Origin of the sequence: Veillonella rogosae JCM 15642, from assembly GCF_002959775.1 — a bacterium.
Taxonomy (GTDB): domain Bacteria; phylum Bacillota; class Negativicutes; order Veillonellales; family Veillonellaceae; genus Veillonella; species Veillonella rogosae.
Map to the genome: position 1 here is coordinate 405350 of NZ_PPCX01000010.1, position 21606 is coordinate 426955.

Genomic DNA, 21606 nt, shown 5'->3' on the forward strand with positions numbered 1-21606 from the left:
CTTCTTCTTTCTTGGTGTGGATCCAGTCTTTAGCCCTATAGTATATTTTCGGTTTATTAAAGGCCGGAGATAATCGTTTACACCATAACACAAGCCACGGGATACAGCATATATTCCCCAATAAGAGAATTATATATAATTTTAAATCCCCTAGTGAATAGGGCTCTAATGCGGGATTATAGGACATCGTAGAAAAAAGACCTACGGAAATCCCCCATATAATCACAAGCAAAAGCTTGAAATAAAGCACTAGTATAGTTTTAATGACGTATATAAGTTTACCCACTGAATCTAACCAATCTTTAACCAACTTTTAAGCAATCTAATAGGCACAATCCTATTATCATAAGTATACTATGCAAGTAGGATCGTGCCTATTATTTGCTTTTTGTAAGACAAATAAAACCGAGCTACTAATCAAATAGTAACTCGGTTTTTAGTGTATTTAAATTTTGAAAATAGACTAATAATCTATCAATGGAATACTTAAAACAGTAGAGACAGCGATTAAGATATACACTACAAGACATAGTTTTAGCAAAAGCAGTAAACTGCCAAATAGAACTTTATAGATAGGTGCTTCTTGTTTCTTGGATCGTATCCAGTCTTTAATTTTATAATATATTTTTGGTTTGTTAAAAGCTGGCGGTAATCGCTTACACCATAAAACAAGCCACAGAATACAACATATATTACCAAAGAGAAAGAATAGAAATAGGCCGAACTGCTCCAATGAAGATACTTTCAATACATAAATATAATAGAGTAGCTGAGTAAAGGTCTCTACAGAGTTAATCCATAGATAAACAAGATAAGCCTTAAACAAAAGCACTAATATAATTTTGATGTACTTGAGTATACTCATTGCCTCTCTCCTATCTAATACCATAAAAAAGCCCGTCATTAACGGGCTATTTTTTACTCCTACTATATATACATTCTCCAACGCGCCAAGAAACTCCTCGTTGTAATTTCCCCTATTTTTAGGGATAATAAAGTTATACTTGCGTACACACCACAAGTAGGTAAGGGTGATTTAGTATGTGTCTCTAACTAGTTTGTAGTTTAGGAGGTGGCATATGGATTCTTTAACTATTATATGGGTTATTGTTTGTGCCTATTTATTACTGAATTTATTGGTCGGCGTGTATTGTCATATTCGTGTAAAAGATAGTACTGACTATCTACTCGCAGGTCGTCGTATTGGGGTTCTTATGACGGCAGGCACGTTAGCAGCTACGGAGATCGGTGGCGGGAGTACCGTTGGTGTAGCCGCGAAAGCGTATGGTTCTTGGGGTTTATCTGCAGGTTGGTACGTAGTCTCTGCAGGGATTGGGGTTATTCTCGTTGCTTTCATCGCACCGCTTTTACGTCGTGCTATGGCAACAACAGTGCCAGAGATCATCGGTCGTCGCTTCGGTGGCTCTAGCCATCTAATTACGTCTATTCTGTCCATGCTTGCCACAATTACATTAGCAGGTGTACAGATTACAGCGACAGCAACTATTATTAGCGTTCTCACCGGGCTTTCAACAGAACTCGCCATCCTCATCTGCGGCGCGGTTCTCGTAATTTACACCATGTCCGGCGGTATGTGGAGCGTAACAATGACGGACGTTATCCATTTCTTCGTTCTCGTTGGGGGCTTCTCCCTCGCTGTGCCGTTCGTATTGCACAATGTGGGCGGTTGGGAATCGGTAGTGACAAAATTACCACCTGAACAGCTCGGCTTCACTAAGGTAGGTTGGAAAACCATCATCGGCCTTATTATCATGTACTTCATGACCTTCTCCACCGGCCAAGAGTCCGTACAACGGTACTTCGCCGCGAAGGACGAAAAAACAGCCGTTCTTGGTTCCATCATTTGTGGTATTATCATGGCTCTATTTGCCTTCGTTCCCGCCGTATTGGGCCTCGTAGCATTGGCTGAGTTCCCGAACATCGAAGCGAACAACGCGGTGGCAACGGTAGCACTTAACCTCATGCCTCCAATTATGGCTGGCTTCGTTATGGCCGCTGTCGTATCGGCTACGCTTTCATCAGGCGCAGGCGACCTATTAGGCGCCGCTACTGTATTTACCAAGGATATTGTAGAACATCATTTTGGTAAAAGCCTCACTGATGCACAGCTCACAAGTTATAGCCGTCTATGCGTACTATTCCTCGGCATCATCGCCATCGTTATCTCCCTTGTAAGCAAAGCCATCATTCCGATGCTCGTATTTGCTTTCACTATGAGATCCGCTGGCCCATTCGCTGCATTCCTACTTGGCCTCACTTGGAAAAATGCAACAGCTGGCGCTGGCATTTGGTCTATCGTGCTCGGCTCTATCGCAGGCGTGTACTGGGAATTCGTGGGCAACCCATACGGCATTATGTCCATCATCTTCGGTTCCATCGTCAGCCTCATCGTCTTTGTGGCTGTGGTGTTCATTGAAAGATCCATGGGTAAACCACCGGCTCCACCGGCAATTCCTGATCATTTAAAAGAATAATGTAAAAGAACATTCTAAAAGAATACACTAAAGAGAAAACTCCTATCGGTGAAAGCCAATAGGAGTTTTCTTATGTTACAACCACATCATCCAATTGTGTACTATACACGTGTTCATCATAATTTGACGATATATCATAACCTTATTATAATATAAATAGATAGTCAGACGAGTCGTAACGTCAGGCTCATCTCTAAAAGCAAAGAATCTTGAGAAATGGCCTTTTAGTTATCGAATCATCTAAGATAACGAAGGGCTATTTGTCTTTTCCAAGACAAATAAGCGCTATTAATGCCCCAAAGGCAATAACCACAGTTATCACCTGTAATAAGAGCATGATTAATTCATAATCACTCATAGGCTTATCCCTCCCTTCGATGACGAAGAGAGGCCCAACCTCATCTGACTATCCTAAGTCTATTATAGAACGAACTAATATACGATACAATAAGGAACGAATAATAGAAATATATAGATAAACACTGAAAAGACCGCACCCCAAGGTACGGTCTTTTTCTTATTTCTTTAATCTTTTATTCCTAGCTTGTCTTATTTGCTTCGCATTTCCAAAGTCTAAATATTCCATTATATTGCGTAGTTCAATATGGCTATACTTGTTTTTACCATCTTCATAGGTAAGGAACATATAATATTCATACTTATCATCTGTTATCAGTTGATAAATACGAGATTTCTTACCCGGATTATATTGATCTAGAAGATAAGAAGGAACACCATTATTCAATACTAAAGCTGCTTGAAGAGGTATATCCTTTAATAATGTTGGATTCTTTTTATAAAAAAAGTGGTTTAAAACTCTCTGAGTATACAGTTGGATTGGCTCTCCCTTATCAACTAAAGGACTCCGTGCAACAACGAGTTTCATACCATCTCCAACATACACACGACCTTGAAAATCATCGCTTTTATCCACAATATCTAAAGTCATTCCCTTAGGTAGTCGATAACTCAGATTATCCCATGTAATAGCATCACTAGTATTATCTAAATTCTCTAATGATTGAATAGAAGGGATTACAAAATTAGCCATTGTAGATTCTAGATTATTTGTAATAGGTTGATTCTTATTACCTAAGATGACCATATACGTCTGATTTGGGTATTTATCAAAAGTAACGGCACCATACATTATAGGTAGATTTCCATTCGCATATTGCTCTCTTATTCCCCAGTATCCTTTACTAATACCCGGATACATAAATTCCCCTTTACGTTGAGCTTTTTTATTAAATCCTGAATCTTCAACTCGTTCATTAGCACCTACTAGACCAGCAGTAACACTGTGTTCAAAAACATACGAGCCTTTCCCCTTTTTATCCAAGTCCTCAAAATAACTTTCTACCACTACAATAGGCAATGTCACTTTAGCCTTATAGTCACCTTCGTGCAATAAAATTACGGTGGATTCATGCGTAATTAAATCCAAATACTTCGCATAGGCTTTTTTTAATTGCTCTGCTTGCTCTGCAGTGCCTTTCTTCTCAAGAACCTCACCATCAATCCGCTTATTATACTCTTCAATTTTCTTAATGTGATCAGCAGTGGTAATATTACGAGTCTTATCATAACGATAGTTCTGATACGCATTATCTGGAATACTTGCATCAGCCCCTGGCACAGGTGGTTGCCCGTCAGGAACAGTGTACTGCGCTGCATCAATAGGCATGGTGAAAGCGACTGTCACAGCCAAGCTCAACAAAATACTTTTTAGTTTCATACAACACCTCTCAAACAATAATAGGCACGTTCTCTCATTAGTATTAGAATAAGTATACTATATCCTCGAGAACGTGCCTATTTATGCTTATTGTAATTTTTGTAACGCTGCTTTAATTTCGTTTACTTCAGCCCGTAGTTCTTCGTTGTCTGCGCGCAGTGATGCATTGTCAGCTTGTAGGTCTTTGATTTGTTTTGCCATTTCAAAGCGACTTGTTTTGAGTGTCGGATCTTGTTCGCCTACCTTGAAAGAAGCACCGATGTTAAACATGCTTTCACCACCAACGGTAACGCCAGCGTGAACCATGGAGTTTTCGTTCGGCTGATAGGACGCACCGATAGCACCAGCCGTGGAGTGTTTATAGTGGCCCAAGCTAGTGGCAAAGGACCATTTATCGTTTGGATTGTAGTCGAGATAATGGAGGCCCGCTAATGCCGCAGAGGCAGCGCCAACCTTGGAGACTTGACGATCCGTGTAGGACTTGGCATTGTTGAGCACCTTGTCACCAATGTTAACCGTGTTATTTTCGAGCGTAGAAATGCGATTCGTATTATTGTCCACCTGCGTTTTCACTTCGTGCAACTGACTGCCGTTGATAGCGTCAGTAGACGTCTTGGAAACCTCACCCTTGGACACATTCACGATTTTATGGTTACCGTTATTGAGTCCGTTGTCTGTTAAAGAAACGATAGTATCAGTATTATTGTCTCCATCGGCTTTTTCAATAACAATGCCATTAGGGCCATACATCGTTCTATTAATCTGATCTGTGTCGCTTTCAACAACCAATCCATCTAAGGTTAAGCTAGAATATTTGACGCCATCAGTATGAGATACTTTGATTTCATTACCATTAATTTCAACATATTTATCGCGTCCAGCTGGATTATCTGACACCTCAATGGATCGAAGACCTTGAACATCTTCGCTCAATCCAACAGTATAACTCTTTTGGCCATTCTCATTTTCAGTTTCGTCTACCGTAATATTATTAAGACTACCTACAATAGTTCTCATATCTGCTTCTGCCATCACGTTAATGCTCAACACAGACATAATCCCAGCTAATACTAACAACTTCTTATTCATGATGACTCCCCCTGAATTCATAGTAAAACCTTAGCCATACAACCCCTTATAGTATGGTCTAACTAACTATAAACATACAAAAAACAATACTAACCCAAAATTTCACAATATACTACAATTATAAGCTTAGCTTATTTTTATTTCAATGATTAACTTTGATAAACTTTCATTATTTATTCATTTTAAATAAAAAGACGCTCCTCTAAAAGAGCGTCTTTTTATTACCTTACATATACTTACATATATAGACAAATCATATGTGTCTGGAAAAATTCTTTATATTCACCAATAGTGGAGAATGCCCCTTTATTCTCCTTTATAACAGACTCAAAATTAGGTTTCGTCACGACTACGACAGGTTGACTACTAGCTGCTGTAAGTTTTATTTCAATTATTGATGACTGAGTTCCGTTCCAGAGGCTGTTACATTTACTTTCATAGTAAGCCCAACAAGCTTGTGTATAGGCTTGTGTAACATAGGCCTTATCATAGTACTCTTGCGCTGAATCTAGATGACCAAGGGCTTCGTCGATTTGAGCCATCGTATAGAAAGCAAAAGTGGACCAACTATAATCACTTGGTACAGTCTCACGCCAATGTCTTGCCCTCTCAAAGCTGGTGTGTAAATCCTGCTTGATTCGTTCTGCCACCGCTCTATCTCCCATGTACATAGCGAGCACAGCCATATACTTAGCACATAAGCATTCTGCGTAATAGTCTTGGAAATTTCGTTTACCATACATAGACCATAATCGGAGCAATTCATTCCATAGATTTCGGTCTAATTGATCTAGGTAGAAACGATGAATTGATTTCAAAAGAACTAAGAAATATACAATATCATTACTATTGAGTTTAGTTTCTATGTCTAGCAAGTTGTGTATTTGCCCATATGCCTTAAAAGGCATCTTGAAATACGGATGATCAATAGACTGAATACGCTGTTCAAAGCTTTCACAATCACCTATTTCAATATCATGATGCAATAATAAGTACTGCAAGCATTCAAGATTAAAGACATTGTCCTGACAGCTTACATCACAAATATAATTATTAAAATAAGGCTCATGAACCAATGGCGTTTGTTTCTGCGCGGCAATGAGTTCTTCCAATAGATTTCGATAGGCATTATTTCCTGTGAAAGCATGTCCTAACATGCGATACCATTTAGATAGGCGAGATACTCTCTGCACATATTCAGCCTGCCAAGAGTCAGAAGATTCGATATCTACCTCACCTATAGCTGCGTCCAAAGCATCGACGATAGAAACTAGTACTTCATAATTCTGGTATCGTCGAACAGCCTCATAACAAACATCTAGAAGGCAATATATACGTTCTAATACCGTTAACTGAGCACCTTTATGAGACAGTGATTCTACATGAGACAATAGATCTACACCGATATTCTCAGCATTAGTTATATCATCAGGACAATCATCATCTTCTTTAACTCCTATGTGTATAAGCATTTTCTTTGCATAGCTAGTATAAGGCACCAAGAAATCAAAATACGCTCTAGCTTTATCAAAACCAGGATACAAATCGATGCGTAGCTTTTCCTGAGATAGTTCTCTAACAAGATCATCCGCCAAAGGACTCAGTATACGATGCCTTACGTAACCAAGTACACCTTCATTTCCTTCCTCCCAGTAGTCTATCCCCTCACTGAATCTATCATATAGATTATATATATAATCATGTAACAAGCAATCAGTCCAGTCGTTGCTTTCATCATATACAGAAATGATGGCATCATTGGTCAAATTCCTATAAAATCGATGAACAGGTTCACAAACTTTGCGGAAAAAAGGATCTTTGGACAATGTATCTAGCTGTTCAGATTCTGTCTGACCATGCATGGCCTGCACCATATAGGCGCCTAGTACATCAGCAATCAGCAGAAACTCAGACCGGTTCGATTCATCCATAGAATATGTATTATCTAAGGCTTGAACTGCAATCAACTCAGGTAAATAATATCTATCAACGCGATTTATTGCTTGATGAATGGTATAACACCGCAAAGGAGTGGTAATACGCTGTGCTCCTGCTGCCATTCCAAAAATGCCGCTCCTACCATATAAAGACTCTATTAAATATCCCACCATATGGTCAGATAAGTAAAGAAGCCCATTTGTATCCCTATAATTGCGTTGGAATAGTAAATCCCGTCCACGCTCGCTCTTGTACAAGGCATGGACATTGTAACTCCCTCTTCTCTTTGTTGAAAGTAGCTCTTCACCTTTATAGGTACCATCGAGCATAAACTCAGGCAAAGCCTTTACGAACTCATCTCGTAATTCGTTATACGGTTTACCATGTTCTGCACAAAGAGCTGCCACAAAAGAGCGAATTCGTTCATGCTCTAACTCAATCTCAGGACTATTATCTGTAATATCATCGCCCTCTTCAAAAGGCAAAATATCATCCGTACTATACTCCAAAGCATTTATAAACGTAATCCCTTCCTTGCCCTCTACTAGAGGGAACAATGATGGTCGAATTTCATCGAATATGCCTGTCGTCGTAATTGTTACATTATACATACAACATCCTTTTACTATAAAACTATGTATACACTAAGAACGATACGTAATATATACCTATTGTAACACTAAAAAATAGTGCGAATATAGCATAGAAAAGGGCTCTACCTCAAAATAAGGTAGAGCCTTTAGTTAATTGTAACTTACATCATTATGTGTTATAAACGGTCAATGAAACCTCTTTACCTCCAAAGAATATATATTCACCGTGACCGATAGAGAATGGTCCTTGGTATTTATCTTTTGAAAGTTCAGACGGGATTCTATTAAATTGATAGAAGTTGTAATAATCTAACATTGATGAATCGATACTCAATCCAGATTTTGCAAAATGAGCACCTTTACCAATAAGAGTAATAACGGTAACCATATTATGCTCAGTCACTATCTTAAGGTCTAGATTAGTATATATTAATGTTTCACGACTATACATTTTTTCAATGGAACTTGGTGTGCCTAGTAAATCAATAACTGCTTGTCGATTCATACCTAAATAAACGCCATGAACAGATTCATAATGCTCTTTTTGTAGTTGATTGGTTAATTGATCTTTTTTATTCATGATTAAGGTCTTATGCTCACCATTCCCTAACCATTGCAAATGAATAGCTTTTCTACCTTGAGCCTCTTGGATAATAAAAACCCCTGCACCAGGATAGCCACCTACAAAATCAGCACCATCAACAATACGGCAACCATTAATATATCCATTAGAAATGCTCAACACCTTATTACCACTAGCATCATACCAATCACCTGCAACCTTTTGAGATGCACGAATAACACTATCTAGTGACACTTGAGCTGCTTCAATAGTTAATGCAGAAAATAAGCACATAATACTAAAACACATACAAACAAATAACTTCAGTTTTGATTTCATATTAAAACTCCCTAATAGACTATATATTACAATAAATAGTAATAGATAAACGTTATAGCTCTAACAATATTAGAGCAAATATGGTAATAGATGATAACTATCAACATCACTCATTACACGGCTATTACCATGTCTATTCTGTTGATATCTAATTAAAACAACTTTATTAGTATATTTGTTAAAAACAAATGACAAACCACTATTATGTGCCCCTACATATTCTCCAACATAATAACCACTGTAATTACCGTATCCCTTTTCTATTTCTCCATAAGGTTCTACCGGATTTTGATAAATCGAGTACGTCACTAAAGGGCCATAAGTATCTTCTACATCACTTCGGCTCATCCCTACAGTTATTCCCTTATTAGTAGCGTAACCTGGCTTTATAATATAGATATCTGGCTGCAATCTATTCCCCCATAAAGAAACTATGACTGCCTTATCAGACGAAATATACATATCATGACGAGAATACCTATGGTCGGCCAACATTAATGAATAATTATAGTTATTCAAATACCCATATATATCGGAATTATTTTCTAATCCACCAAGTACACCTGAATCATCAGTATGTGCTATTACACCTTGAGCCAAGCTAACACCTAAAAAAGACAATAACAATAACTTCCTTACAAAGCGTTTCATAATAACTACCTCATTGTATACAAAAGTAGAAAACATAACTCTCATTATTTACACTATACTACTTACATTTAAACAAATAATTATAAATATGAAACCCTTTCATAAAATGAATATAAAATGAAAAAACCTCATAAATTCGACAAAGGGTAACCGTAATTTAATGAGTCTATAAAACATAAAGGGGCTGTAAAAAACAGCCCCCTTTTTATACCTCCATCCTCACTTTATTATCTACTTTTTTATAATATTTGATCTCTACCTCAAAGTGTGATCTAATATTTATAAAGAATGTATTAATGTATACGGGAGGTAGTAATATGGGGATTATTAACTCAAATCTAACAAAGCTAGGTTCTTTCTTAGGGAATGAAAAATTGTATATTCCAGAGTATCAGCGGGGTTATTCTTGGGAAGAAACTCAACTAGATGACTTTTGGCTAGACTTAGAACAAATTTACGAAGAAAATACACATGATGAACACTTTCTTGGACAAGTTGTTATTCACAAAAATAAGGAAGATGGTAAACGCTATATTATTGATGGCCAGCAACGTATCTCAACCACAATTATCTTCCTAGATATCTTGCGAACAAAATTTAAAGAAATTGCCGAATCAACAAACAATAATGATGCAAATGACGACTCTGAGGATATTAATGCTAAATATATTGGCCGCATATCTGAAAGCAAGCGAGAGCAATATTTATCTATGGGTGGTGTTGATAAAGAGTTCTTCTTTGAATATGTACAAAAACGTGGAGCCATTGATTATACTGACAAAAAATTTGATAAAAAGAAACTTAAACCATCTAACTATAATATCTTCTATGCAAGTAAATTCTTTAGTGGAAAGGTAAATGATTTTCTTGAAAAGAATGAGTCTAATCAATACAAAGCACTAAATAAACTATACCAAGCCTTAATTAATCAGTTTATCCTTATGACAGTTGAAACTGATGATATTAACGAAGCTTATATTATCTTTGAGTCCCTCAATGCTCGTGGTAAAGCACTAGAAACCGCTGACTTATTAAAGAATCATATTCTTCGTATGGCACAAAATGACTTACCTAGCGCTACTGAAACTTGGAATACTATTATTGATAATCTTGATAATATAGATCCAACAAAATTTATTCGCTACTATTGGAACAGTACAAAGCGCTTTGCTCGAGAAAAAGATTTATTTAAAGCATTACGTACAGATATAACATCACAATCTGATGTTAATACATTATTAGCAAATCTACGCTCTTTATCTAAGGTATGTGCAGCTATACTACACCCTGACGATAACAAGGACTTTGATTTAACTGAGCTGAACGAACGTCTTATTGAGATGCAAAAATTAGATGCATCCTCGTATATTCCTATAATCTTTGCTCTAAGACTACAAAACTACTCTGAGGAGGATATAAATGAGGTTTTAAAAGCGATAGAAACACTAGTAGTGCGTAACTTTGTAGTTTCAGGACTAGTTGCCAATAAGTATGAGCTTGTATTTGCACAAATCGCTAGAAGTATTAGCGATAAAACTTGGCCACCTAATAGTGATAGTGCATCCAGTAAAAAACCAACAAAAGATGACATCCTAAAAAAACTATATTCTCTTATGGTATCAGATGAGGAATTCATCAATAACTTCAGAATTTTCAACTCTAAGAAAAACGCAGTTATACGTTATTTGCTTCGTAAGATAAATAACTTTGATATTAATGAAACAAAGATTGTAGATGACTCAAACCGTGTTCATGTAGAACATATTCTTCCTAAAAAGATTAATGATGAATGGATCAACTTCAATGACGAAGACCACGAAACATACCTATGGCGTTTAGGTAACCTAACTCTATTAGGCCAAGAATATAACAATAGAGCTAAGAACAAAGGCTTTGATAAAAAGAAAGAAATCTATAAGAAATCTGAAATTAAAATGACTCGTGACCTAGTCTCAATTGATGATTGGACCACATTCACAATTGTAAAACGCCAAGAAGACTTTGCTGAAATAGCACTAAAAATTTGGCCAAGAAATTAATATTTCTATATATGGCGTAAATAATATTTTGTAAAAACATACAAAAGGGGCTGTAACAGAATGCGGTTTTACCGCATTCTAGTTGCAGTCCCTTCTTGGAATATATTTAAGTGTTTGAGGCGTATTGTTTATTTCTGATCACCTAATTGTTTCTGTATTATATTTTCTCCCTATATGTCCTCCTTTTCTCTCCCCTCTTAATCCTACTTTCACCCCCTAACGTTTTATCTCGTTAAGTCTCTCCAGGCGATAAATAGTTCGGCCACGACTTGTGGGTTTTGGCTGAGTTTGATGCGGGCTAGCATTTTACGCACGTAGTTGCAGTGTTCTAGCATGGCTTCGTTCAGTTTGTGTTTAACGTGACGCGGGGATTGGTACACCAAAATCGGTGCGAAGTTCCCTACGTGAATATAGCTCGTATCGGGTTCCGGACCTTCCGTAACGATATATTCATAAGGTATAGCCACGTTAAAGAGGCCGTACACCACGTCTTTGCCGACAGGGCGCCGACATTTGATATGGGCAAAGGTTAGATGCGGACCATAGGTCTTAGGCGATGTATAGCTACTGCGCCGACCGTCGCTGGTCATAATATAATTGGGCCTTAGCCCTTCCTGTACCGCCAGCTCCCGCGTAATAGTTCGCATCGGCAGACAGACCAGTTCTTCACGGCCATCTACGAAATAGCACTTCGTACTGTCCCCACCACCGGGCTCATAAGTAGGAATAAAACAAACAATGTGATTCTTTGGATTCGTATAGATCAAATCCAAATCCTCTCCCTTAGATAGCCGAGCGGCCATCATATCTGTTAATTCATCATGTGTTATCATAGGAATTCTCTCCCCTCTAATTAGGAACATTCCTTTCAACAATACAATGAACACGTGTTCTGTGAAAGCAGATTCGCATGCTTTAATCTGCTGCTGATTTAATTGTATACTACGTTGAATATTTTGTAAATATATACACAAAACTATAGAAATTTATGTATAATTAAAGACTTTATGATCTTGTAAAAGTTACATATACCTTGATGTGTCAATATTTTCTCATTTAAATTGAGAAATGCATATTTTATGTATATCTATTAATCGAGATTAACAGAAATATACAAATTTCGGAATATAAATAAGAAATTAAATTATATTAACACATGTACATTACACTAACGCTTCTTAGGACTAATGTATTCTATACATTCGAGATAGACCTAGTTCAATAGACTAAATTTGCTCTAATGCACTTTTATCTTATTAAAATCTGTGGTCAAGTACCTCCGCAGCTTTCGAATGGCTCGTTCATGGCGTCGCTGGATGGCTTGGCGGCTACAGTTCAGTTCTTCACTGACCGATACCAAGCTTTGGCATTCTCCGTAAACGCGACGCAATAGGTCACGCTGATCTGGAGACAGTCTGCCTAACGCCCATACGAGACGGGCTCGCAGCCTTTGTTCTTCATCGGCGGTCATAATCATGTCTGCTATATTCTCGCCAGATGCGAAGATATCCATACCCACCGCTACATCTCCATCGTCGGTAGTGCGGTCTGGGATGTGAATCTCACGATGATTTCGCAATCGCTCCCGCTTCCAGTACCGCATGTAACCGTATCTAACACCAGCTTTCACAAAGCCAGCAAATGGTACGGGCCCCTCAAGGTCAAAGCTATAGATGGACTCCATGAGGATAGCCCATAAATAGCTCTCTACATCCTCGCGGAACTCGCGGTTCCCCGTGCGATTCGTGTAGTGCAAAATGAGTGGTCGATACCTGCGACAGAGCTCGATTTGTGCCGCATCATGGCGCAGCTCATCAACGGTCCACGGCTGGTACCCAACCGTCTGAATCCGCATATTTGGATTTTGACAGATCGACACGAGGCTCTTATCCGATAAGGATGTTAATACCTGATGCCCACAGATGAGCGTCTGTAATTTCAGCTCCTCTGGCACCTTGTACTCTGATTCCTTAGAAGATATTTCCTCAGATTGTGCCTTTTCAGACAATGGTTTCTTAGATACTGTTTCATTAGATACTGATTTTCTAGAATCTAATACCTCAGATTGTAAGCTTGCAGTTTTTATACATGTTCTTTGTACTAAAGGTTCTTCGTTTTGGTATAACATAAATCCCCTTTCCTGCCATGGCATAGCGCTTAACTACACAATAACGCGGAACGGGGATTTTGACAAATCGGCAATTCTTTGGAGTTCCTATTTATTTAATTGTATTTATAATGTAATTTCTATCCATACTATGTCATAACTATACGATCAACACAGTAATTGCTGAAAATAGAAAATTACTAGAATCTACTTACTAAAGACTAGTAATAAGTACTAGTAGATAAAATAACCAGTGAATAATAGTAGTAAATACTAATATTATATACAAAAATAACACCACATCCTATGATGTGGTGTTATTTTATAAGAGGAATATAGTGCTATCATTGGGTAATAGTACTCAATCAAAGATTGGCAAATATAAACAATCTTAGATTAGATAGCAATGCACGCCGCTTGCACAAAGTCTTTGAGCTGCGGTTTTACATGTGTGTGGTACACATCAGCGCCGTTACCGCGCACGATGTCACCCCAGTATTTATACACATAGCGGTACCAGAAATGGAACATGCTATTGGTAAAGTGGTAATCTGCGTATTTAGCAGGTCCACGGCTATTGGCTTGAATGCGACCTACGAGCCCCATGGACATAAGATCGTTCAAGCGGGATGTAAAGGTGCCGCTTTTAATTTGGCTTGCTTGTAAAAGCTCCACGTAGTATGGTCTTTCAAGAGTAGCAAGGCCAGACAGGATAGCGTTAGCACCTGTTATGTTTTTCATATCTCGATGTAAGATATTCTGTGTTTCTTCAAATAGAGCGCCCGATACGGAGAAGAACAAATTAATGATATTCGTATCGATACTTTCACCATTATCAAAGTACTGCACGTACGCAGGCAAACCGCCTGTCACGGCGAATACAGTGCGCAAATCGTCCTTGGCATAGTGAAGACCCAAGGATTTCATATCCACCAAGGAGAATGGTTTCACCTCGAAGTATTCGGACACGAACGGACCGATGAGGCTGCGTTCACCAATGATGCGGCCATCCAGCTGTTCTAGACCATTGGCCATCAAAATGATGTTCAAACGACTCGTATCTTTATACGTATCTAATAAATCACGCAAGTGAATCGGGAATTGTGGCACCGCCTCCACTATGGAAGGATAGTCATCAATCACCACGGTTTGCGGAGTTTTTACACTGCTTTCAAAAAGCCCGACAAAGGCTTGATGCAAGCTATCTACAGGCTCGAACTTGTCCTGATCATCAGTCGGAACAAAACGTGCCTCCAGAGCTCTATTCATATCAGCCACATGGACTGATTCATTAGCCATGCGCCCCGCCAAATACAACGCCTTATGACGGCGTACAAGCTGCGAAGCCACATAGGATTTACCACTGCGATGAGGACCGTACACAACACACAAGCTCATATTGTCCTCAGCGATACGGGACTGGATACTCTCTATAATCTCAGCACGTCCCACAAAATTCATATACTCTCACCTCCAACTGTCTATGGAGATTATTATATCATAAATTTAAATCATTTTTAAACTTATTTTCATATTATTAACATGACTTTTGATTATGTTAAATTTTTTACGCATAAAATATACTTATTTTATGGTTTGTTTTTTACTCATACCATTGTAAAAGTATAGATATTTACTACGTTTATATAGGTATATAGGTATTGAAGGAGCATACGGGGTACGGTATATAATCTGTATTTTACAGTCAACAAATATAAAAAATGACGTGCCTCCTAGAAGATAAGACACGTCATTTGCATTTTACTCATATTGAATTATTGCTCAACATGTATAGCTAATTAGTAATACTGAATTCTTATCACAAAATTTATAATGCTGAATTCGTATTACTAGCTATTTTATAGTAATCATTTCTTGTTACATTTTATTGTTGAATTTGTGCTTGCATTTTCATGGATAGAATACGCTTAACCGCTTCGTTAAGGCGTTCATTGGTTATCGTTCCATTTGCCACCGCCTGTGTTAACGCTCGATGGACTTCGTCGATGTGAACTGTGTCCGCATCAACGAGGATGAGATCGCTACCAGCCACAACGGAGGCTACAGCGTAATCACCTATCTTTTGGTTCGCCTGCAAAGCGCCCACATCGATACGGTCCGTCATGACGATACCGTCATAGCCGAGGTCCTTGCGAAGCCAGTCTTGGATAACTGGTTTTGACGCACTCGCCAAGTGCTGGTTATCAATAGCTGGAATTTGAATATGGCTCATAACGAGCATATAGGTATTGGCTGTCGTCTGTGCGATGAGTCGTTTAAAGACGGCTACATCATTATTGTTGAGGTAGTTTTTCGCCTCATCAGCGGTATTAAAGGATGCGTCCCCAAGGGTCACCGCAGGGAAGTAGTTATAACCAAACCACATTTGATTGATTTGGTAACGCTCCGCCATGGCTAGGTCCATATAGCCTGCCCAAGTCGGGTCAGATGTGTAGGACACATTTGGCACACCAAGGTTCGCATTGGGTCCAATCACAAGGTTAAAGCCCATATCGTGCATTTCAATGGCCGATCGGGTGGCCAAGTTAATGATACGCTCCATCGGCAATTGACCTAACCGATTAGGTTCTGGCAAGCGCAAGAAACTATCGTTAGTGCGCAACACTTTGTCGCGATTCACCGCGATGTACGGCGTCACCATGCTGGCAGTCATCGCCGTTTGCATGATATCGTTGTTGAAAGCTTTCACTTGATTTTTATTATGTATATTTTCATTGGTTAGCATAACGCCGCTCACGCGATATTTGCGGATTACATCCTTTTGGGATTGCCCCAATGTGTTGCCATGGAGGCTGATCATCATCAGCTGTCCCACCTTGTCCTCTCGTGACATGGCTCCAAGCCAAGTGTTCACCTTTTCAGGGACGGGCTTGTTTGATTCCATGACGGCGCGGTACGATACGGTTCGTACCTCCTCTTGCTCTGCCTGACTCTCATGTTGGCATCCAGTTGTACCAACGGCAGCAACTATCAAGGCTATGCCACACAGGACACGCCGTAAAAACTGGTTCATCTCTCCTAGAAACTCCTTACTGCTTATGCAATATGATAGCTATGGGCCTCTCTATGTATTTCTCTCCACACACACCCATAGTTCTCCCTTTGATTCAAATAGTATGATTCTATATTATACACTATATAATTCATCTTTTCCTCATGATAAAAGCAAGTTCTTATACTGAATTCTCATAATAGGGTTATACAGTGAGAATAGTTCATCAACTAAATATATAATCTCTACACGCTTAAATAGGTATCGAGTAATAAGTACTCTATATAATCCAATGCGTATTTAAGTATATAAAATGAAACGTATTAAACCCTATAAAAATAAAATCCTACGAATCGTTTGTAAGGTGATGCTTACAATAGCCGAAGCTATTAAAGTATCAAGTCACTCATGACTCGTAGGATTCTATTTTTATATTGTTATACCCTAAAGAGTTAGTGCAATCTTAACTCCTTTGATTACTAAAACATTTGCAGGTTCAATAATCAATCATTCATCAATTGCTAACGAGCTATTCAAGATTAGCCTTTGAATTTAGGGGATGTTGGACAAGTTTCAGGTGTTACGTCTTTGCGAGTACCAAGAACCGCGCTGCGGTCTGTGTAATGTGTATGCAAGAGTTCATGTGCTTTGTGTCCCAATGGTTCACCTAGGAAATCTTTGTACAACGCTTGGATCTCTTCGTTTTCGTAGGAAGCAACCCATTTGTAGTTCGCATCAGCTTCGTAAAGACCACCGATACGAGCTTCTTTAGTTTTAACTGCTTGAGGCAATTTAGTGCGCGGTTGACCGCCGCCACCGATACAGCCGCCTGGGCAAGCCATAACTTCGATGAAGTCATAGTGTTTGCCATTTTCTTTCAAAGCATTCAAGAAGTCACGAGCGTTTTTACCACCGTGAACTACAGCAACGGACAATGTTACATCATCACCTAATTGTACAGTCGCTTCTTTTACACCTTCCATACCACGAACTTCCTCAAGGTGAGTCAATGCGTGTGGAGGTGGCTCATTGCCAGTCACGAGTTTGTAAGCTGTACGCATAGCTGCTTCCATAACACCACCAGTGTTACCAAAGATGATGGATGCACCAGTTTCCATACCAATCAAGTCATCGAATTGGGAATCTTCAATAGCATTGAAGTCGAGGTTTTCCTCTTGGATCCAACGGATAAACTCACGAGTTGTGATGGAAATATCTGTATCCATGCCAATGGAATCGTCGTTGTGGAAACGAGCTGCCGCATTCTCTTCTTCACGTTTTGTTTCTGCTTTTTTAGCTGTACAAGGATTTACAGATACAGACACAATCTTACGAGGATCGATGCCTTTTTTCTCAGCAAAGTATGTTTTAATCATAGCCGCTTCCATAGCGATACAAGAACGTGTGGAAGACAAGTTAGGAAGCAATTCTGGGAAGTAGATTTCCGCAAAGCGTACCCACGCTGGGCAGCAGCTTGTGAACTGAGGAATTTGACCACCTTTATTAAGACGATCTACAAGCTCAGATGCTTCTTCCATGATTGTTAAGTCCGCACCAAAGTTAGTGTCTACTACATAGTCTGCACCAAGTGCACGCAATGCACCAACCATTTTACCTTCAAGGAACGTACCTGGTTCATAGCCGAAGCCTTCACCGATAGCTACACGAACAGCTGGAGCTGTTTGGATAACAACGATTTTTTCAGGATCTGCAAGAGCTGCTTTCACCTTATCAAGCTCGGAACGAGCATGCATGGAGTCAAATGGACATGCAGCCGCACATTGACCACAGTGAATACATACAGGAACATCACCATTTGCATCAAGATCGTAATAATCAAGTACGCTCATTACGTCCGCACAAGCGCGACGGCATAACGTACAATTTTTACATTTATCAAGATCATGAGTAATAGACGGATTGTTGAGTGCAATCGGTACACGTTTATCGATTAATTGATATTGAGACATGAGGACCTCCTCCAACAAACTATAACTACCAAACCTTTTCGGACGAAATATGCTAAACTACGGAGCACTTCGCCCTAACCATACTTCTTCATCGTATCTATAGTATACGCTATAGTGAAAGTTTATACTATGTAGAATTGTTACACTTTTATACAAAATCTCTAAAAAAGTGTAATATAAATCACATTTTATCACGAATGAAAAAATAATTCACCTATTTTAAAGGAATTAAAAGAATAATACACAATAGACTTATATAAATAATTAATAGATAAAATGCTAATAATTAATAGATAGCATGCTAATAATTAAAATATAAACAAGCAAGACTATTGTCCACATTAGACAAAAAACGCACGCCCTCCATAGGAGAACGTGCGTGTGTGAAGCTTTTACAATAATCATTAATCTAAACGAGGCATGACTGTTCAACAGTGTATTACGGCTAAGCCCTGTGCTCGTCTATAGGATTAGATTATTTACCGCCCCAGATAAGTTGAAATACTGCTTGTGCAGGAGTACCTGGCTCAACCTTACGGCTGTTTTTGTTAGGTTGTTCCTCTTTCACAACATAACCTTGTGGATCGTAAAGAGTAACCTTAAGGTCTTTTACCTCTTGTTTTTTATGATTGAACTCTTCAGTCACGATGTAGTGGTAACCTTCGTAGTCCATAGCTTTAATGTCCATTACAGCTTTTTTATCATCTTTTTTAACGGAATCATTGTCGATAGACCAAGTGATACCATTGCTGTCAGTACCTACAGTGTACCAGTTAGCAGCATCAACACTACCGATGCCACCAATCAATAAAGCGCCTGCTGCCAAAACAGCTGCTAATGTTTTTTTCATATTATACCTCTCGAATTAAATACAAGAATATTAAATCTAGTATATTCGATAAAACTAAATATTTTATGAAAGACAAACGTGCTCAACCTTTATATCTTCACATAATAGGTCGAACGTCCGCCCCCCTTACGACTAATTATACCATTCTTCACAAGCGTACGAACTGCGCCCTCAATAGAACTATCACTGAGATTTGGGCACCATTCTCGGATATGTTGCTTTGTGAAAGCCCCTAAATGATTGTCTATAGCAGTTTGCACCTGACGTATCACAGAGGTGCTATTTACTAATAAAGAACTGCGGTCTTCAAAGTCATGATACGCGGCCAATAACATTTGTAACCAATACCGAATGAAAGCCGTAGGACAAGAGCTTTCACCATACCAGGCATCACTAGACTCGCGCAAAGCGGCATAATACATATCCTTGTTCGCGGCAATTTTAGCCTCTAAGGACACATATTTACCAACCATAAAGCCACTACGATACAACAACAATGTCGTCAACAATCGACTCATGCGACCATTGCCATCGTTAAAGGGGTGAATGCACAAGAAATCATGAATAAATATAGGAATCGCCAATAGCGGCTCCACCTCACCATTGCCGACAACACGATTATATTCCGTGCAAATCTGATCTAAAGCCTCCGCCGTTTCATATGGGGCCAATGGAGTAAACAAAACCTCAGTACGGCCATCTGGATAGGTGGCGCTAATATAATTCTGCACACTCTTTAACTGCCCTCCACGGGCATTAAACTGGTACTGATAGAGAATTTTATGTAACTGTAAAATATGATTTCGTGACAGCGTTATAGAATCATAACTATCATGGATGATATTCAACGCATCACGATAACCCATAATCTCTTGCTCATCCCGATTTCGAGGCGTCGTCTTATCCGCCACCAACTGCCGAAGCCGTGTACTCGTCGTCACAATCCCTTCAATCGCATTCGAAGCCTCCGTACTCTGCACCTTTGCCAACTCCACAAGAGACTCCAACACCGCAGGACTCTGAGAAAGCAAAACCTCCTCCTTGCCATTTGCCCGATAAATCCCAGCGATAAGACTTAACATATCCATATCCCATGACAAAGACTGAATCCGACCATACTCAAAACGACGCATACACACACCTCCAATCCGTTCTAATCCCTTACAAATCATATTATTCCCTTAAATTATACCATAAAATAAGGGAATAAATAATTTAGATACATTTAATCATACGTACAAAAAGGATTCTATCCCTTTGAGACCGACTTAGGTCTCTTTCTTCTGAAACGCCGATTTGGATACATTTCCTCATCAGGAAATAAGAAAACGGGTGAATATATCTCGTAGGACGACTTAGCTCGCTTTTTCCCGAACGCAAATATCGTAAATTTCCTCATTAGGATTAGAAGAAAACGGGATATATCTCGTAGGACGACTTAGCTCGCTATTCCCCTACGCAGTTTTGAGTAAATTTAATCATACGTACAGAAAGGGTTCTATCTCTTTGAGACCGACTTAGGTCACTTTCTTCTAAAACGCCGTTTTGGATACATTTCCTCATCAGGAAATGAGAAAACGGGTGAATATATCTCGTAGGACGACTTAGCTCGCTTTGGAGGACGTAGAGATATATTCACCCGTTCATAACCGAAGAGGAAATTTACCAAATCAAGTGATACACGTGATCTAGATTACTTCCTTCTTGTATTTGTATTTCTGTATTGTCATATGTTTGGCCACCGATCATATAGCCTGCTGGATTGTATGCTTTCATCTCGAGCAGTTTCGCAGTCTTTGCAGCACGATTAAATTGCAAAGTATAAATAGAGTGATCACCGCTAGGGTCAACAATCTTTAAATTCAACTTAGCCTGTGCATCGTCTTTCTCTACCGTATCGTTGTCGATGTAACCAGTACGACCATCCGCATCAGTATTAAGAGGATACCAACTTTCAGCATGAGACACGCCCACACCAGCACTGAATAACAAACCTGCTACCGCTAAACATGCAAACCATTTTTTCATAACCGTTCTCTCCTGATTAGAAAATCTAAACAACTATGCATTTCGCATAATACAATTCACTATGACTTCATTATAACACCATAATTGCATAATGCTAATAAAAACTCTATTAAATGCATAAATTATATAGACCCCCTAAGGAACGTCTAGCGAGGCCCCTATGGGCTTTAAATAATCCAATGGATTTGAGGCTG

The 21606-nt window shown here is 39.0% G+C and carries 15 protein-coding genes; 2 read left to right on the plus strand and 13 right to left on the minus strand.

What is annotated here, in order from left to right:
• Positions 1 to 1079 precede the first annotated feature (1079 nt).
• Positions 1080 to 2495, plus strand: a complete 1416-nt coding sequence (locus tag VRHSUH09_RS07270) for a sodium:solute symporter family protein (protein ID WP_105081793.1) — start codon at positions 1080 to 1082, stop codon at positions 2493 to 2495.
• A gap of 517 nt (positions 2496 to 3012) precedes the next feature.
• Here VRHSUH09_RS07270 and VRHSUH09_RS07275 read toward each other — a convergent pair.
• The 5 genes from VRHSUH09_RS07275 to VRHSUH09_RS07295 all read right to left on the minus strand — a co-directional run bounded on the left by VRHSUH09_RS07275 (position 3013) and on the right by VRHSUH09_RS07295 (position 9405).
• Positions 3013 to 4233 (minus strand): hypothetical protein, encoded by a 1221-nt coding sequence (locus tag VRHSUH09_RS07275; RefSeq protein WP_054747390.1) that lies wholly within the window; start codon positions 4231 to 4233, stop codon positions 3013 to 3015.
• 87 nt (positions 4234 to 4320) lie between these two features.
• On the minus strand, positions 4321 to 5322 hold the full coding sequence (locus VRHSUH09_RS07280; protein ID WP_105081794.1) for a YadA-like family protein: 1002 nt from the start codon (positions 5320 to 5322) through the stop codon (positions 4321 to 4323).
• A gap of 236 nt (positions 5323 to 5558) precedes the next feature.
• Entirely contained in the window at positions 5559 to 7871 is a 2313-nt protein-coding gene (locus VRHSUH09_RS07285; RefSeq protein ID WP_054747395.1) for a hypothetical protein, read from the minus strand.
• A 151-nt stretch (positions 7872 to 8022) separates the two neighbouring features.
• Positions 8023 to 8754: a hypothetical protein gene (locus tag VRHSUH09_RS07290; protein WP_054747397.1), complete on the minus strand. Its 732-nt coding sequence runs from the start codon at positions 8752 to 8754 to the stop codon at positions 8023 to 8025.
• A gap of 69 nt (positions 8755 to 8823) precedes the next feature.
• On the minus strand, positions 8824 to 9405 hold the full coding sequence (locus tag VRHSUH09_RS07295; protein WP_105081795.1) for a hypothetical protein: 582 nt from the start codon (positions 9403 to 9405) through the stop codon (positions 8824 to 8826).
• Between the two features lie 317 nt (positions 9406 to 9722).
• Between VRHSUH09_RS07295 and VRHSUH09_RS07300 the strand changes: the two genes are divergently transcribed.
• Positions 9723 to 11444, plus strand: coding sequence for a DUF262 domain-containing protein (locus tag VRHSUH09_RS07300; RefSeq protein ID WP_167386487.1), 1722 nt, complete (start codon positions 9723 to 9725; stop codon positions 11442 to 11444).
• Positions 11445 to 11668: 224 nt separating this feature from the next.
• Here VRHSUH09_RS07300 and VRHSUH09_RS07305 read toward each other — a convergent pair whose 3' ends face one another.
• The 8 genes from VRHSUH09_RS07305 to VRHSUH09_RS07340 all read right to left on the minus strand — a co-directional run bounded on the left by VRHSUH09_RS07305 (position 11669) and on the right by VRHSUH09_RS07340 (position 21412).
• Positions 11669 to 12277 (minus strand): hypothetical protein, encoded by a 609-nt coding sequence (locus VRHSUH09_RS07305; protein WP_009351599.1) that lies wholly within the window; start codon positions 12275 to 12277, stop codon positions 11669 to 11671.
• Positions 12278 to 12681: 404 nt separating this feature from the next.
• Positions 12682 to 13572: a sigma-70 family RNA polymerase sigma factor gene (locus VRHSUH09_RS07310; RefSeq protein WP_105081797.1), complete on the minus strand. Its 891-nt coding sequence runs from the start codon at positions 13570 to 13572 to the stop codon at positions 12682 to 12684.
• Between the two features lie 375 nt (positions 13573 to 13947).
• Entirely contained in the window at positions 13948 to 15012 is a 1065-nt protein-coding gene (locus VRHSUH09_RS07315) for an AAA family ATPase (protein ID WP_105081798.1), read from the minus strand.
• 424 nt (positions 15013 to 15436) lie between these two features.
• Positions 15437 to 16585, minus strand: coding sequence for a glycoside hydrolase family 3 N-terminal domain-containing protein (locus tag VRHSUH09_RS07320; protein WP_105081799.1), 1149 nt, complete (start codon positions 16583 to 16585; stop codon positions 15437 to 15439).
• 518 nt (positions 16586 to 17103) lie between these two features.
• A complete protein-coding gene (locus tag VRHSUH09_RS07325) occupies positions 17104 to 18534 on the minus strand; it encodes a [FeFe] hydrogenase, group A (protein ID WP_105081800.1) in 1431 nt (476 codons plus the stop codon).
• A gap of 475 nt (positions 18535 to 19009) precedes the next feature.
• Positions 19010 to 19384 carry a hypothetical protein gene (locus tag VRHSUH09_RS07330; protein WP_105081801.1) on the minus strand — a complete coding sequence of 125 codons (375 nt, stop codon included), beginning with the start codon at positions 19382 to 19384 and terminating at the stop codon, positions 19010 to 19012.
• Between the two features lie 89 nt (positions 19385 to 19473).
• A complete protein-coding gene (locus VRHSUH09_RS07335) occupies positions 19474 to 20517 on the minus strand; it encodes a Fic family protein (RefSeq protein ID WP_105081802.1) in 1044 nt (347 codons plus the stop codon).
• A 529-nt stretch (positions 20518 to 21046) separates the two neighbouring features.
• Complete coding sequence (locus tag VRHSUH09_RS07340; protein WP_054747409.1) at positions 21047 to 21412, minus strand: hypothetical protein; 366 nt, start codon at positions 21410 to 21412, stop codon at positions 21047 to 21049.
• Between the last annotated feature and the right edge of the window lie 194 nt (positions 21413 to 21606).

Bases quoted from the DNA above. Each gene is read 5' to 3' on its own strand.
- VRHSUH09_RS07270 (WP_105081793.1), top strand. From the start codon at position 1,080: ATGGATTCTTTAACTATTATATGGGTTATTGTTTGTGCCTATTTATTA.
- VRHSUH09_RS07280 (WP_105081794.1), bottom strand. From the start codon at position 5,322: ATGAATAAGAAGTTGTTAGTATTAGCTGGGATTATGTCTGTGTTGAGC.
- VRHSUH09_RS07300 (WP_167386487.1), top strand. From the start codon at position 9,723: ATGGGGATTATTAACTCAAATCTAACAAAGCTAGGTTCTTTCTTAGGG.
- VRHSUH09_RS07330 (WP_105081801.1), bottom strand. From the start codon at position 19,384: ATGAAAAAAACATTAGCAGCTGTTTTGGCAGCAGGCGCTTTATTGATT.
- VRHSUH09_RS07340 (WP_054747409.1), bottom strand. From the start codon at position 21,412: ATGAAAAAATGGTTTGCATGTTTAGCGGTAGCAGGTTTGTTATTCAGT.
- VRHSUH09_RS07295 (WP_105081795.1), bottom strand. From the start codon at position 9,405: ATGAAACGCTTTGTAAGGAAGTTATTGTTATTGTCTTTTTTAGGTGTT.
- VRHSUH09_RS07310 (WP_105081797.1), bottom strand. From the start codon at position 13,572: ATGTTATACCAAAACGAAGAACCTTTAGTACAAAGAACATGTATAAAA.
- VRHSUH09_RS07315 (WP_105081798.1), bottom strand. From the start codon at position 15,012: ATGAATTTTGTGGGACGTGCTGAGATTATAGAGAGTATCCAGTCCCGT.
- VRHSUH09_RS07325 (WP_105081800.1), bottom strand. From the start codon at position 18,534: ATGTCTCAATATCAATTAATCGATAAACGTGTACCGATTGCACTCAAC.
- VRHSUH09_RS07285 (WP_054747395.1), bottom strand. From the start codon at position 7,871: ATGTATAATGTAACAATTACGACGACAGGCATATTCGATGAAATTCGA.
- VRHSUH09_RS07305 (WP_009351599.1), bottom strand. From the start codon at position 12,277: ATGATAACACATGATGAATTAACAGATATGATGGCCGCTCGGCTATCT.
- VRHSUH09_RS07320 (WP_105081799.1), bottom strand. From the start codon at position 16,585: ATGAACCAGTTTTTACGGCGTGTCCTGTGTGGCATAGCCTTGATAGTT.
- VRHSUH09_RS07290 (WP_054747397.1), bottom strand. From the start codon at position 8,754: ATGAAATCAAAACTGAAGTTATTTGTTTGTATGTGTTTTAGTATTATG.
- VRHSUH09_RS07275 (WP_054747390.1), bottom strand. From the start codon at position 4,233: ATGAAACTAAAAAGTATTTTGTTGAGCTTGGCTGTGACAGTCGCTTTC.
- VRHSUH09_RS07335 (WP_105081802.1), bottom strand. From the start codon at position 20,517: ATGCGTCGTTTTGAGTATGGTCGGATTCAGTCTTTGTCATGGGATATG.